This is a genomic window from Natrinema zhouii, from assembly GCF_013456555.2.
GTDB lineage: Archaea > Halobacteriota > Halobacteria > Halobacteriales > Natrialbaceae > Natrinema > Natrinema zhouii.
The window spans coordinates 268,107-282,897 of sequence record NZ_CP084882.1; the positions used below are offsets into that span (position 1 = coordinate 268,107).

At 52.7% G+C, this 14,791-nt stretch carries 9 protein-coding genes and 4 pseudogenes; 1 reads left to right on the forward strand and 12 read right to left on the reverse strand.

Going from position 1 to position 14,791, the window contains the following annotated elements:
• Positions 1-78 precede the first annotated feature (78 nt).
• The 9 genes and pseudogenes from HYG81_RS38960 to HYG81_RS38995 all read right to left on the reverse strand — a co-directional run bounded on the left by HYG81_RS38960 (position 79) and on the right by HYG81_RS38995 (position 10,706).
• Positions 79-942, reverse strand: coding sequence for a hypothetical protein (locus tag HYG81_RS38960; RefSeq protein ID WP_226777550.1), 864 nt, complete (start codon positions 940-942; stop codon positions 79-81).
• A gap of 89 nt (positions 943-1,031) precedes the next feature.
• Complete coding sequence (locus tag HYG81_RS38965; protein ID WP_226777551.1) at positions 1,032-2,312, reverse strand: site-specific integrase; 1,281 nt, start codon at positions 2,310-2,312, stop codon at positions 1,032-1,034.
• A 375-nt stretch (positions 2,313-2,687) separates the two neighbouring features.
• Positions 2,688-4,277, reverse strand: coding sequence for a transposase (locus HYG81_RS38970; RefSeq protein WP_226777552.1), 1,590 nt, complete (start codon positions 4,275-4,277; stop codon positions 2,688-2,690).
• Positions 4,278-4,342: 65 nt separating this feature from the next.
• A pseudogene (locus tag HYG81_RS38975) lies at positions 4,343-4,970 on the reverse strand (IS6 family transposase).
• Positions 4,971-5,344: 374 nt separating this feature from the next.
• Entirely contained in the window at positions 5,345-5,494 is a 150-nt protein-coding gene (locus HYG81_RS45570; protein WP_340674439.1) for an ATP-binding protein, read from the reverse strand.
• Positions 5,466-6,176, reverse strand: coding sequence for a sensor histidine kinase (locus tag HYG81_RS38980; RefSeq protein WP_340674440.1), 711 nt, complete (start codon positions 6,174-6,176; stop codon positions 5,466-5,468). The genes HYG81_RS45570 and HYG81_RS38980 overlap by 29 nt, the downstream gene beginning before the upstream one ends.
• A gap of 423 nt (positions 6,177-6,599) precedes the next feature.
• Positions 6,600-6,978: pseudogene (locus HYG81_RS38985) on the reverse strand (acyl-CoA dehydrogenase family protein); the annotation flags it as partial.
• 210 nt (positions 6,979-7,188) lie between these two features.
• Positions 7,189-8,237: pseudogene (locus HYG81_RS38990) on the reverse strand (mandelate racemase/muconate lactonizing enzyme family protein); the annotation flags it as partial.
• A 519-nt stretch (positions 8,238-8,756) separates the two neighbouring features.
• Positions 8,757-10,706 (reverse strand): oxidoreductase, encoded by a 1,950-nt coding sequence (locus tag HYG81_RS38995; protein ID WP_226777553.1) that lies wholly within the window; start codon positions 10,704-10,706, stop codon positions 8,757-8,759.
• A gap of 428 nt (positions 10,707-11,134) precedes the next feature.
• Here HYG81_RS38995 and HYG81_RS39000 point away from each other — a divergent pair.
• Positions 11,135-11,493 (forward strand): annotated as a pseudogene (locus HYG81_RS39000) (transposase); the annotation flags it as partial.
• A gap of 227 nt (positions 11,494-11,720) precedes the next feature.
• On the opposite strand, the gene HYG81_RS39005 reads toward HYG81_RS39000, so the two are convergent.
• From HYG81_RS39005 to HYG81_RS39015, 3 genes are all read right to left on the reverse strand, one after another.
• Positions 11,721-13,499, reverse strand: a complete 1,779-nt coding sequence (locus HYG81_RS39005; RefSeq protein WP_226777554.1) for a sodium:solute symporter family protein — start codon at positions 13,497-13,499, stop codon at positions 11,721-11,723.
• Between the two features lie 154 nt (positions 13,500-13,653).
• Positions 13,654-13,869 carry a hypothetical protein gene (locus tag HYG81_RS39010; protein ID WP_226777555.1) on the reverse strand — a complete coding sequence of 72 codons (216 nt, stop codon included), beginning with the start codon at positions 13,867-13,869 and terminating at the stop codon, positions 13,654-13,656.
• A gap of 590 nt (positions 13,870-14,459) precedes the next feature.
• Positions 14,460-14,777 carry a hypothetical protein gene (locus tag HYG81_RS39015; RefSeq protein WP_226777556.1) on the reverse strand — a complete coding sequence of 106 codons (318 nt, stop codon included), beginning with the start codon at positions 14,775-14,777 and terminating at the stop codon, positions 14,460-14,462.
• Between the last annotated feature and the right edge of the window lie 14 nt (positions 14,778-14,791).

Genomic DNA, 14,791 nt, shown 5'->3' on the forward strand with positions numbered 1-14,791 from the left:
CCGTAATTAGCCGACCGGATTCGGTATTGGTCGTAGGATACTGTCTACTCATGAAGGAACTTGCCGTGGTTTTGACTACTATTCGTCTTCCAGCTGATTCAGCGCAACATCCTCTGCTGAGAACCCGCTGACTACTTCGATCACGTCTTCGTCGAGCCCGTACTCTCCTGCAGCCGTTCGCTCGAGTCGTGATTGGAACACATCTTCGGCAAGCTCGTTCTCAGTCCATGCCGTGTGGGAAACGACCGCTCGGAAACTGCCGACGGTCGTTGGGATCGCTGGCACGTCCTGGTAGGTAGTTGGATAGCCGTCAAACAGCGGCGCGTACCGGAATGGGATCGCCACTTCGTGACTCTGCGTAGGTGAGCCACTCAGAAGACATCGGCCTGGTTTGTCGGCGAATACGCCCTCGAGACGATCTTCGTCTGGCCGTGGGTCATAGTCCGGCGTCTCCCCATTGTGGATCTCGACGATATCGTACAGTTCACCCGTCCCACCTACAACTTCCGCATTCGTCAGCCAGCACGCGACCGCGAGTGCATCCTCCCCGTCACTAGTGATCGTGTAGTATTCGCTATCCCACGAACTGAATGTATCGTACCTCAGATGCACTGCAAACGCTGTTCGTGGTCCAACATTGGGCTTGTCGTCGATTTCGGGGCTACTTTGACGCACCCCCATATCAGCGGTGAGAGCCTCGAACGTTTCCGTATTCCCCATCCGATCGAATTCGATCGGAATCACCTCGATCGTATCAGAGTCAGACTCAAATCGGGCGCTCACACCAGACTGTTGGTCAGGTCCGTATTCTCCCTGTTCGAATTCGGTTTCCTCCCACCCGTCAGCGATAGCGAGACGACCATCATCAATCAGCAGCGGTGGGTCCGGATCAGGAAATTCCATCTCAGACGCTGTATCATCCCCATTGGAACCATCCATCATTATAACTGAACTTACTGTCTGAACACATAAACCAGGTGGATATTCCAAGGCTGGAAGGCGACGATGAGGCTGCCAGTAGACTTGTGGTGCTATTCATCCCCGAACGCCGCTGCTAACTGATTCCCCATAAACTCACGCCGCCGTTTCCGGGCCTCCTCTTCGCCGAAATAGTTCGTGACGACGACGTGGGGATCGTCACTGCCCTGATCCTCGGCAAAGGCTTCTGCGCGATTCGCGAGTCGCTTGACAGCGTCGTCGTACGTCCGATACCAGAACCGCCGGCCATACTGCGGAGTGGGCGTCTCCTCGCGCATAGACACACCGGCTCGATCAGCCAACCGCTTGAATCGCTCCGTCATCGTATTTGGTGTCCGGTGACCGCTTGCAGCGGACACACTCGGGAAGAGATACCCATTCCACTGGTCACGTTCGGCGAGTTCTTCCCACCGATCAGCGAGCGTCTCGAGACCGTATTGGACCGAGACACGCCCTGGTCCGTTCTTCCGTTCGTCGCCAAAGACAATTCGTGGGTCCTCGGCATCGAGATCGAAGTACTCTTGGTCGTTCGTCGGTTCGAACTGGTCGATCGAGAGCGCCGCGACCTCCCCGCGCCGGAGCCCCCACGCACACGTCGCGATGATCAGCAAGCGTTCCTCCACCGACTCGCAGATGTCGACCATCGCCTGGACGTGTTCCGCGTCGATCGCAGGCGGGTCTCGATCATCGTCATCCGGCGTTTCCTTCGCCCAGCTATCTTCATGCGGTGCGCCGAGCGCCGGATTGTAGGGGGCATCACGGTCGATCTCAAGCCACTTGTAGAAGACACGCACGTCAGTCGTGTGTTTCATCTTCGATTCGGGGCTCGAGAGCTCGGCATCGAAGGTATCGTAGACGGCTCGAACCCGCTGCTTTTCGTCACGCCGGGGGACCTCGTCCTCCCGGACGCGCTCGACAATCGGAGCCGAGTCGTACAGGTCCGCATAGGTCCGAACATACCGAGCGAGTCGGGAGCGCTTCGAAGCGATCGTACTGTCCGAATGTCCCGACCGATCGAGATAGGTCGTCAGGTACAACTCGAGTTCGCGAATTGTCGTTTCGGCGTCGATCTTCCAGTTGTAGCTGTCGTCGACATCCGAATCGGGGTTCGGATAGCCAACCATCGCGAGGAACTGAGACAGCGTGAGATCGTGGTGTTCGCGCAGCGTGCGTGCGATCCCGGAGTAGCCCACCTCGGTGATCTCCTCGTACGTCGGTCGCGTATCGAGATCGAGGCCGTCACGTGCGAGATCCGGTTCAATGTGGGCGTTCCAGAACGACTTGAGGTCCTCGAGGGATTTATGAGACCAGTTGATCGTTTCCTGTTGGCTCATGGGCTCACCCGCTCGAGAAGGCGTATTTCTCCGGTCTGGGTGGATTCTAAGACTCTCATTTTCCTATGTCTCGCCACTCTTGACAGTTACATAATAGTACCGCTTACCAACTTGTCTCGTGTAGACAAACAAGATAAGCAGTATAGGTACGATAGGTGGCGACAATCCGATGAATCGTATAGCGCTATACAAAATATCGGCCACACACTATTTCGGGGCGATATTCGAATAAATTCGGCACGTATCTACCGATCTAGTTCGTGGTCAGAATGGATCGCTGAGTAGAAGGTCAGAAATGTGCGGAAACCGCTCCAAAAACTCGGCGTCTGAGAGTGTTTCCACTCACGGAAAAGCAAACCGAGGCCCCTCCTTACGTTAGTCAGGAGGAATCAGTGCAGAAGAAATCAACTCAACACACTCTCCTGCTGTCAGGACAGGTGCATAGTCAATTTCCGGGTCAACCTGGGCCTTCAATAGGAAATCAGTGAGTCGCCAGATATTGTGGAGAAGTGCTGCGAATACGAAGTAGAACAGGCGCACACGGTAGTCTTTTGAGGAAGTCTTTGCTAAGAAGTCGTTCTTGATACTCTTATACTCGTTCTCAATCTGCCAACGTGAACTATATCGTTGACAGAACGCTTCAGCCTCCGCAGGACCGACCGGTACGTTCGTTGCAAACACTGCTGTCCCACTTCCCTTTGTTGAGGGTACGTAGAGAAACCGCATTGCGTGTGATCCATGGGTGACGTGAACAGAGACAGACTCAACAGCAACATCTTGCCCATCAGCTTCCATTGTATCGATAGCTTCTCGTTCTGTACCGAACGTTCGCTTTGGGATGAGATAGTTCACACCTAGATTCGATAACGTCTGATACACGTTCTTTGAGTCGAACTCAGCATCACAAAGCACTGTTTCGATCGGGAGGTGTTCCTGGGCTTGGCGTACAAGCTTGCGGACAACCCGATGAGTCTGGATAGGTGGATTATCATCCCATTCTGAACTCTCACGAACTGGTTCGACGGCAAGTATGATTGGAATATTTTGACCAACAATCGAGAGCGTCGCAAACTTGAACACCTTTCCTTCGCCATCTTTTGCCCCGCTGACCATTCCCATCTCCGAGACATCGCCGTAGTATGGAATAGTCGTAATATCGATCGCGACGGTGACTGGACGGCGGAATGAAACTTCTGACTGAATTACTGAGAGGAGCCATCCTGTTGCCTGTTGAAATCCATCTAGTAGATTCTTGGGATCGAATTGCTTGACTGTCCGAAGATGGGTATCACCGTGGGGACCGTATTCTTTGCCCCGGCGAAGTTGAAATCGATTTGTTCCCTGTGGCGTCCCACACCCAGACATTCCAATGAATGTTTGAAGTTCAAAAAAGCGATTATCGCTGTAGGTTGCGTTCTCAACTCTATCAGAGTCAAATACGTTAAATGCATGATCACGTGCGAGCTGAGTCGTCCGGGTGATCTGAATGTCGGTAAAGGTGGGCTCACTCTCAGATTCCTTGTCGCCCGGTTCGTTGAGGGATGGCTCAATCTCCTGTAATGGACGTACTTCAGGAGCAGAGAACTCCGCATCATGAACTGACCAGACCAGATCGTGAGCCCCATTGGTGATGAAGGTGCGGCCCGCCTCATCAAGGCGATTCCGCCAGGCCCGTGAGAGGACAGACTCACTAGGTATTCGTTCTAGATTGAACAAGTCAGCAAGTTCTTGTTGGCGTGTCAGTGACCGATAGCTTTCTCCAGTAATTTCTCGATAATAGAAGAGTTTGACCATTCCGCGAAACGAATACGGAGCAGGATGCCACTCTGGATATTGGTCATCTGGAAAGTCAAATGGATGCTTCAGTCCTGCAAACGCATTATATAGACTAACTCCCTTTCGAAGACGATTTTTGAGTGCAATTGAAATAATGAACGTGTCCGACATTTGAGGAATATGTGACATTATTTGCACTTATGGACGAGTGATAAAGAAGGCTATGTTTGGTTAGCTGGTAGTGTCCAGATTAGCTAATTCCATGCGAAGACAAACGCTTGAAGCCAATTTTCGGCGGTGTTTACTTGGGCGTGGCTGAAGCAGTTTGAAAACTGGTTGGTTCGGCGTTTTAATTCTCGGAAGACACGTTCGACACTGTTTCCGATTACCATGTTTTTCGTATCTGTGATCGAGGCCGTGTCGATGGAGTGCCGCTTGCAGCCACGGTGCAGAATCGACGAGAAAGAGCACGTCATCGACGAGATGTTTCTCGCAGAGTTCCGCAAGGAACATCTCGGTTACCGCTTGATTTCTCGTCGGAGCGAACTTGACGTGCAGCAAGCGGTTCGTGTTGGGATCGACCGCTGTGTACAGCCAGAACTGCTCGTCATTAAGCTGGATCACTGTCTCGTCAACCGCGACGTGATCCGGATTTGCGCCATCGAGCGGCTATAGATCTGCCTTCTGCACCCAGTTATGCACGGTTGAGCGACAGCGATCGACACCCAAAATACCGAGAATAGAGAAAGTATCTAAAAGTGATTATTTAGCCAGATGGAGTCGGATACCGAGCTTCATCGCGGGCACGGGTGTCGCCTCTCGCTCCACAGACTCTAACTCGAAGCAGTCGCTACCTCCGTTGAGGCGGGCGGTTTCGAGCATTGACCACTCAAAGATCGTTCCGCCTCACTCTTCATCCTTATCTCTGTTGAAACCCTCTCTTTTATACAACTAATATCACGGAACTATTGCTCACTAACGAAATCCGAAACTATCCTGTTCTCGATCACATTCGAGTAATTATCGTCACAAGTACACGAGAGAAAGATACCTATTTCGATCGAGGAGAGATCGTTTTGGACGATTTCATCACCAAACCTGCTGATCCCGACGGATTTATGACTCTCGTGCAAGCAGCGGTCTTTGATTGAAGTATGACTGAAAGTGGCGGGGTGTTTTTACAGGATAGCTTCGCTGTCAGTGTCTCTCGATGCGAGAGATATCAACTGAAGAAGAGTCATTGTCCGTTGTACGCGTTAACGGGAGTGTGAATGTGATCGTCGTTCCGTACCCGGCTTAGACTCGACCCAGATATCGCCACCATGGCGTTCAGTAATCCGTTTAGAGACGGCAAGTCCGATCCCACTTCCAGGGTACTCATCGGGAGTGCGCAGTCGCTCGAACACCCGAAAATGTGCTCTTGATCCTTGGGATTGATCCCGATCCCATTGCCGTGGACCGAGACCTCACACATCGTTCCGTTTCGTTCGGCAGAGACGGTAATCCGTGGCGGTTCGTCCCGCTGTATTTGATGGCATATCCACCAGATTCTGGGAAAACCTGCCGTAATTGATTCGCATCGCCTCGAACCCGAGGGAGAGGGTCTGTGACGACCTCAGCCTGGCTTTCGTCAATCCTCATTTGCATGTCCTCAAAGGCATCTTCGACAATCACATCCAGGTCAACTGATTCGAGCGGCTTTCCCTCCCTCTCGACTCTGGAGTATTCCAGAAGTCCTTGGACCATCTCCCGCATTCGGTCGGCCCCATCTACAGCGTACTCGAGATACTCTTTGGTTTCATCGGACAGTTCATCGTCAGCCCGACGCTCAACCAGTTGCAAGTGTGTAGACACCATCCGTAACGGTTCTTGGAGATCATGAGATGCAGCATAGGCGAACTGCTCGAGGCGTTCGTTCGAGGTTTTGAGTTGTTCGACTGTTTCTTCCAGCTCGAGTTCGCGCGTTTTAGCCCGTGCATCGTGGATGCCCGCAGCGAACCTAGAAATGCTCCCAATTACGGTGAGGGTGTTCTGGATTGGGTCTCTCAATCCGACAGCAAGGGCCGTGAGAGCGAGAAGAGCAAACATGACTCCAATTCGCCAAGACATCAATTGACGACAACAGAGTAGACTTCAGACCGGATATCTGACCGAGCTAACCAGTATCCGCCAGTGACGAGGATGAGACCCGGCACACCGACTACAATTACCATGAACAGATCGGTGCCAACTGGTGAGTCTATGAAGAGGGGATACCCGATCGCAGACATGATAGACAACCCTCCAAGGAGTATAAGAGCTTCTCTGCCACCAATGTTTGAAAGGGAGGAATTTTGCCGAGCCACTATCCAAGACCGGGACTTCCAGAGCTATCATAGTAGCATTTAGCAAACTGGGAGATTTGAAATCCCGCTTCTCACTACCGTTACGTCTTTCACCTACACTGATCGGTTTGATCCGTCGTCGATCCAAAAGGTAGGGATTCGACAATCCCCACTACGGTTGGTGGTGGTCGCCCGTGATCGAGGCGCGAAGGGAGAGTTTCTCGGTAATCTTACTCGTCGTGACACCGTTACGGTCAGTCTCGACGAGGAAACCATGGACAGGGCTCCCCTCGGTCGACCGGTCCCGAGCCCAGACGACCGCGATATCGGTGATCGGCGAGTTCGTGATCTAGTCTTCGAGCCGTTAAGGACGTAGCCATCGCCGTCCTTCCCCGGGGTAGTTTCCATCGCCGACGGGTTCGAACCATATTCGGGTTCAGTAAGACCGAAACATCCGACAACCTCTCCCTGACTAAGCGCTAGTAGCCACTCCTCTTTCTGTTCCTCGCTCCCGTACGCGTAGATGGTTCAACGAGTGCGCCCTGAACGGATGCCAGCGACCGGAGGCTCTGGATAGCAAGTCAATAAAATGCGTCACTGAGCGTCAGCAAAAGTATTCATCCCAAATGGTCACATTCGCATGGACCAGCATATCTGAACACAACCAAGCCTACTAGAGGACGAAAAGTCTCTATTTGTTCAGGAGGTGGAGGTCAACAACCACCGTAAGAGAACGGGTGGTCTGCTGATCGCCGAGATTCTCTCGCTAGAAACTGCTAGTCAAAGCTGTCGGTTCCAGGGAGTCGATGTTCGTCGACGGTTTCGTCGTCCAGTTCAATCCCTAGTCCCGGCTCGGTTGGCACGTCGATATAGCCGCTGTCAATCAGCGGCTCGTCGCGTTCGAGCAGGTCGTTCCACCAGTCAACCTCAAGGGCATGGTATTCAAGGACGTCAGCGTTGGGGACTGCGGCACAGAGGTGGATGCAGGCCATAGTGCCGACGGGGCTGCAGACATTGTGCGGTGAGAAGGGAATATATCGCTTCTCGGCCCGTTCGGCGATGCGTTTCGACTCTGCGAGGACGCCGCAGGTAGTCGGATCCGGCGTGATCACGTTGACCGCGTATTCGTCGATCAGGTCATTCAGTTCGTGGATGCGAAATCGGTTTTCACCGGTCGCTAAGGGCGTCTCAGTTCGCCGAGCGACTTCACGCTGTGCCCCGTTTCCCTCGGCGGCACGACGTCTTCGAGCCTCAGCAGGTCATACGGCTCGAGTTTGCGCGCGAGTCGAGTTGCGCTTTCGACAGTGTAGTCCCAATGACAGTCGAAGGCAAGATCAATCTCGTCGCCAATCGCGTCGCGGACGGCGTCGACGACCGCTACTTTCTCGTCCAGCGCAGCATTGGTCAAGCGGCCGTTATACGGGTCCGGTTCGTTGTCGCTCTCCATATCAAAGTCGAACTTGATCGCGTCGAACCCCATGTCGACAACGCGCTCGGCTTCGGCGGCATATGCATCGGGTGTGTACGCCTCCGCGTCGGCATACTCCGTGAATCCGCTATCGTCCACTGAGTAAGCTTCGCCGGCATGGCAGTCACAGGAGATTCTGACCCGATCGCGGTAACGGGAGCCGAGGAGCTGGTAAACCGGTACGCCAAGGATCTTGCCAGCGGCGTCCCACAGTGCGATCTCGATCCCTGAGGCGGCCGTGACGACTTTTCCGGTCGTTCCGCCGTGTCCAGACATTTCCTGAATGATATACCGAAACAGCCGTTCAACGTCTAATGGGTTCTCGCCGACGAGGAACCGATTCGTGTACTCAACAAGTTATGGGCACGGACTAGTTTGAATATCTCTCGCTGCCGTTCCGAGAGTATGTCGACTTGCAATGGAATACCGTTCGAGTAGAATTCATGAAAATGGATCTTCGTTACAGTGATCTCCGAACCGGTCTGGCGGCGGATGTCGTTAAGGTAATCCTAGAGTGCTCTCGTGTTAGTAATCAGCGATCACAGAGCAGTACTCCAAACCGTCGCAAACCCGAACAGGTGCATCCTGAAGGAACCCGTTAGAGGCGAGCCCATCACAGATTATATGTTGTGAATTGTACTCCATGGACAGTTCTTTAGTCATTTCCAGGAGTCGGTTTCTGATATTCGTACGTGTAGTGCCGTTCCATCTCCTTAACTGACGTAGTTAGATTTGACGCTCGGGTTGTTTCGAGGAGTTGTTTAATACTTTCATACGAGTTGCCATAAGCCGTAAAATGGTCTTTGATTTGCTCATCCGTGTAATTTGAATGCTATATGTGGTGTCTCTGTCGTGTATGTAGTCAATAGTTGATTCTCAGAGTTTTGTCGCCGTCTCGAAGGCTTCCCAGACAGACTCGTCGAGTGAGCGGGGAGCCCAGCAGTCACCGACGCGGTGGACCGACACGTCGGCCTCTGAGAGGATATTGTACTGTTCGCAGTTGGCTTCGCCGCCGTGGGCGAAGACGACAGTATCGACGCTGTCGCGACGCTCGCGCTCGTCGTTGAAGACGTTCTGAAGGGCGACTTCATCACCCATGACGGCATCGACGCGGTAGTGCGGCGTCAGTGTTACGTCCTCGGCGTAGAGGTCGCCGAGAAGGGTGTTCTGAATATACTGCTGAACCGACTCGCCAGGGGTATACGCCTCCGTGACAATCTCAACATTCGCGCCGGCATCGGTGGCTTCGATGGCGACGTCGAGGGCGGCCTCGTTACCGTCCCAGTCAGCGACGAGAACGTCGTCGCCGAAAGGATCGTCGGCGCGGAGTGCCTCACCCGCGGTGTATGCTGGTACTGACTCAGTAACAGGGATCTCAGGTTTTCGTCCCGTTGCACCTGTTGCGAGAATGAACTCGTCGGAGTCGTAGGCGGCGACATCGTCCGGCTCAAATCGAGTATTGAGTTCAACAGTTACATCATGTTCGTCGAGACGTGATTCGAGAGTGGCCAGCCAATCTTCGTAGCGTCCACGGTGATCAAGGTCGGCATAGGCGGTCACCTGACCGCCGAGGTTGTCAGTGGCTTCAAGGAGGGTGACGTCGTGGCCTCGTTCGCCTGCCGTCGTTGCCGCGACGAGTCCGGCCGGACCGCCGCCGACGACGAGGACGGATTTGGGCGTCGTCACCGAGTCAAGGTCGCTGTACTCTGCCTCGCGGCCGGTAACCGGATTGATAGTGCAGCGAATCGGCAGACCCTCTTGGTACCGTCCAATGCAGCCCTGATTGCAGGCGACGCAGGGAATCACGTCGTCCCATTCCCCGGATTTTGTCTTTCTCGGGAGTTCAGGGTCAGCGATAAGTGCACGAGTCATCCCAACCACGTCGGCACCTGTTTCGTCAAGCATGCGCATCGCCTTCTCGGGTGTGTTGATACGGGATGTAACAATCATTTCCCCGTCTACTACCTGATCGATGACGGCGGCGGGTGATTGCGTGACCGTCTCTGACTCGGTAGCTGGCGGGACAATGTAACTGCAGCCTTCATGCGTGCTAGAACTACCGACTACGACACTCCAGTAGTCGAGCGAGGTCGTATTGTCGATATGTTCGATGATGGGGAGCGTCTCGTCGAACGAGAGTCCCTGTTCGGAGTGTTCCTCGGCGCTCAGCCGTATTCCGACCACGAAGTTGTCGGTCGTGTGTTCGCGAATTCGATCGGCGATCTCTACGGTGAATCGGCAGCGATTCTCGAGTGTGCCGCCAAACTCGTCGTTCCGGTTGTTGACATTCGGACTCCAGAACTGCGCCGGCAGGTAGGTGTGCGAGCCAACAATTTCGACGCCGTCAAGACCGGCTTGCTCCATCCGTACTGCGGCATCGGCAAAGGCATCTATCATCTCGTACACTTCTGCCGTCTCCATCGGTCGTGGAATGACGTTCAGGCGATCGGTAGGTTCGTCTGAGGCCGAGAGCGCGGGCGGCCCATACTCGCCGGCGTAGCGCTCGCGTCCACCGTGGAAGAGTTGCGCCATGAGGCGAGTATCGGCCTCGTGTATTGCCTCGGCGAACGGTTCGTACGCTTCAACAATAGCATCAGTGCTGGCGTCGATTGTATGGTCGGTCAGCAGTCCGCTCTCGTGGACAGAATGGGCTTCTAGGACCACTAGTCCCGCACCACCACGCGCTCGCGTGAGATGGTAAGCGAAGAAGTCGTCCGTTGGGAGATGATCGTGGACAAGTGTCGTCTGGTGACCTGAACTCATAATTCGATTTGATAGTTGAATCGGTCCCAACTGCGCTGGTTCAAAGAGTGGGGTGTGATCCATTTGCTTTACTGCCTAGCTGGTGCTTCTTGTTCCGCGATTGTGTCGAAGAGATGTAAACGATACTAGCGCCTTTTTTTTTGGACCACTTATCCGAGCTTGTTAATGACATATGTTGTCACACACGTAATTTTGATATGATTAGGCAAATAGCTTCTGATTATGATCATTAGAAAATGAAACGGAATGAACACAGCATTCGGAAATTATTTACATAATTCGATCCTAAACCGACGGACGTACTGATATCCTCCGCCAATATTTTATTCCAATACTTATCTAAATAATACCTTCTATTTGAAAATTACCTCATGTTACATATCATATGATAATGGGATAATTTCCCACATAATATAAGTTCGCATATATTCCTGTGGAATGGTTCCAGAAAATAAATCTCTCTGAGCTATATCGAGATAGAGGGCAAAACGACTACCTCGAAGAAATACGATGCGAAGATCGGCCCGCAGGTCGCCCGGCGTAACGCCGGCGACCTGCGAAGCCTCGCCGCCGACCGAGGCTACGGCGCGAAAGCCTTCCGCGAGGAACTCCGCGAAAACGGCACCAGACCGCTGATCAAGCACAGGATTATGAATCCACTCGATCATGCTCATAACGCCCACATGGACGGTGATCGGTACCACCAGCGCCCCATGGCAGAAACCGTCTTCTCGTCAATCAAGCGCACGCTCGGTGCTGCCGTGCGTGCGCGTAGCTAGTGGCTGGAGTTCCGTGAGATGCTGCTGAAAGCGACCGTCTACAACCCTGCCGGAGAGTGAGATATCCGTGAAATCAACTGCTGTGTACCGAAACTACAGAGCCTAATATTGTTGAGGATGATCAGCCACGACAGGATTCGTTACCATTCTGGAGGAAACAGGCGACCGCCGAGATTGAGACGGCAATCACGCCGAACACCGCCAGCAGGAGCCAAAGTTCAATGACCTGTTTGTTACGCTGAGATGCATCCCAGCACCGAAAATAGGTCGCGCCAGAGGAGGCCGACGAAGGTTTGACTTATTCGGCTTGGTTTGGCTGCTCTGTACTAGTTACATCAGGAGTCCTTTCCGGGCTCGCTTTCCACCTACTAATTAGCCAATATGAGAGGGCGGCGAACGCGATCGGAACCGCTCCGTAATAAATAACTAACGTTATGTTTCCATTCATACCACTTAGACCCATAGCGTCTGCGAAGGGTCTATACCAGAATACATAAAGAATTCCTGCTACCGTTGCCCCCATAACAGCAAGGTACTTCGTATATCCTAATGTCCGCTTTATTTTCCCTTTGTCATAGGAGCTAACTGACGCAACCATTTCTCGCCTCTGCTTAATCGCTTCTTCGCTAGGCTCAGTGATAAAACTCATCACGATGATTGTGAGAGTACTAAGCACAAATCCAATGATTGCAGCATGAAGATATACTGGTACTGTCACGCCGCCGAACCTCTCTATTCCCTTCACAACGATAACTGTAATAAAACCAACGGACATTCCCCAGAAGGCACCAGATTCGGTCACTCGATCAGAGTAAATGCTAATGAATCCAATCGGACCCCACGAGGCGGCGAAGAGGATCGCAGCGAAATAGCCGATCCACATAACAGCAGGTGGTTGGAAGAACGTTATGGCAAATACAACAAGAGCGACAGCGATCATGAGGAGACGACTCAGGCGGAGGTAATCGTCTTCAGTATATCCCTCAAGATGATCTATATTTGACACTTCTGCCAAATCTCGGTTTAGACTGAATCCAATGAGAGATAGGAACGTTGAACAGGATGATAGTCCAGCTGCCAGAATCCCGGAAACTACGACTACTCCCACACCTAATGGAAGGGCATTCTGACTTGCCCAAACAAACACGATTTCGGAGGGAGAGATATCCGGATTGAGCAAGCGGGCGCTTGGGACAGATAAGACCAAGACGAGATACAACAACAGGATCACGCCCATACTAAATAACCCTGAGCGCAGGATAACATGTTCGTCTTTAGCCATTATATAGCGGCTTGTCTGCCAGGGGCTAATTCCTACCACAATCCCATACACACATCCAATTACCATTGCCCAAATGAGAGACGCAATGGGACCGCCCATGTAGTCCCCTTCACCCATCAATCCATGCCAAGTGACCATATCAGGGCTTGTTTCTGCCAACTGGTAGATAACGTCCGGCCATCCGCCTGCAGCCATGATGAGAAGTGGGCCACCTATCACTGCTGCTCCAACGAAGAGCAGGAACATTACTGTATCAGTAATGATCACTCCCTGTGAGCCGGAATAGAAGGTGAACGAGAGATAGGCAATCATGATTATAAACAGACTCACTCCATATCTAATTTCGGCAATATCTCCGAGTAGAAGTGCCAGTCCTTGTGTAACAGCAACCAGATAAACACTCAATCCAAGTATTAGTGTCACCCCTGCGACAACACGCACCCGGGTTGAATTGAACCGAGTACCGAAATACTCTGGCATAGTTAGCGGTTTCATCTGGTAGACGTACCGACCGAAGAAATACGACCCGATTACGTATCCGGCTGTGTTGAGTGGTAGCATTATTAACAGAAGGTATCCATAACCGTCATAGACAAATCCCATTTCACCGAGGAAAGCGACAGTGCTCAGGAAGGAAGCAACCAAGGTTCCAACAATTAGTAACGTTGGGGCGTTTCGACCTGCCACGTAGTAGTCTGCCATGTCATCAACTAATCTTCCGGCAAGGCCCCCAATGAGGATATAAATGACAATTGAAATAGCTATGCCAATGACGAACGCGTTTATCGCTACCATACCCAAGGTCTGCTGGCCAGAAAGTAATAAAGATACTGGATATCTTTATACTATTATTCGCGTGATTATATATTTGGTGCTGGTCTCGGTCACGAAGTCGCACCACCTGGCTACGTCGCTCGAGAGAAAAACATCCTGAACGTAATTGTGCTACCTACTCGGACACCAACTCCGCATTGGGCTGTTTGCTCGTCGACATCGAATACGAACTCTCCCAGACGTTCATCGCGGGCACAACTAAGTCATTGATGACATCGAGGATACCTTCGAAGAGATGGAGGCCGAAATCGTGGAACGTCTCTACGAGGAAGGAATCGATGAGAACCGAATGGACCACGAGTTTAAGATGCGTTACACAGGACAGTGGCATTCGCTGAGTATCCCCTACGGCTAATAGATATGTATGAACACTATCTGGAACAAGTTTCACGGGTAATGTAATCGAATATGTACTTATTCTGACGAGGGTCAGCCGATCGAATGCTACGGGCTTCGAGTGATCGGGCGAGGAATAGTCGAGAAGCAATCATTCCCTGAGATCGAAGCCCATGGACTCGACGAGGCTCACATAGGAGGTCGAGACGTATTTCGATGAGTCCAAAGATTCCGTTGGTACTTCCCCGTGTACGGGTGGCCCTTCGTGATGACGATCGCCGCAGTGAGCGAACCGACACGTCCGCTATCACGGCGAGCGCGCTCGACGAGGCTCTTCGTCGCATTCCAGAGCATCCGCCGGATTTCCTCGGTCTCGTACTTCCGAATCTGATACCTGTGGTTCGAGCCCGTCGACACGTGCTCGCGGCGAGTACTCGCCAGAAACGAGGTATGTCCGGACTCGGCGACCATGTCCTTCCGGGACCCCATGAACGCATGTTACTCCCAGAACGCGGACTTCGGAATCTGGACGTTCTCCCTACGCTGAAGATGGAACGCATGCGTGATGAACGGCTTCGCGTGTTCCTAGACCTCCCGCGTCTTCTCAACGGTCAGCTGTGACTCGGTCTTGTTCGGGCCATCATCACTCAGTTGGAAAACATCGTCGGGCGTGGGCACGCCGTAGTACCGAGCGAGGCCGACGACCTCCTCGGCGCTGCGCTGGAGAGCCTTCCGGTGGCGTTCGCTGAAACGCTCCCCCCACGCTTTCCAGAGCGCTTTCTGCCTTGGTGGGGAGTCGAACTCCATCGGTTCGGCAAGTTCACGGTTGTTATCGAGATGGTTCTTGAATGCGGTCTCTCCGTTCCAGCCCTTGACGAACAGGAGGACGTGCGCATGGGCCATCGCATCGATGGGTT

Coding starts and splice junctions, on each gene's coding strand:
- HYG81_RS38960 (WP_226777550.1), bottom strand. CDS start 942: ATGATGGATGGTTCCAATGGGGATGATACAGCGTCTGAGATGGAATTT.
- HYG81_RS38965 (WP_226777551.1), bottom strand. CDS start 2,312: ATGAGCCAACAGGAAACGATCAACTGGTCTCATAAATCCCTCGAGGAC.
- HYG81_RS38970 (WP_226777552.1), bottom strand. CDS start 4,277: ATGTCACATATTCCTCAAATGTCGGACACGTTCATTATTTCAATTGCA.
- HYG81_RS38980 (WP_340674440.1), bottom strand. CDS start 6,176: ATGTTTGCTCTTCTCGCTCTCACGGCCCTTGCTGTCGGATTGAGAGAC.
- HYG81_RS38995 (WP_226777553.1), bottom strand. CDS start 10,706: ATGGATCACACCCCACTCTTTGAACCAGCGCAGTTGGGACCGATTCAA.
- HYG81_RS39005 (WP_226777554.1), bottom strand. CDS start 13,499: ATGGTAGCGATAAACGCGTTCGTCATTGGCATAGCTATTTCAATTGTC.
- HYG81_RS39010 (WP_226777555.1), bottom strand. CDS start 13,869: ATGCCACTGTCCTGTGTAACGCATCTTAAACTCGTGGTCCATTCGGTT.
- HYG81_RS39015 (WP_226777556.1), bottom strand. CDS start 14,777: ATGGCCCATGCGCACGTCCTCCTGTTCGTCAAGGGCTGGAACGGAGAG.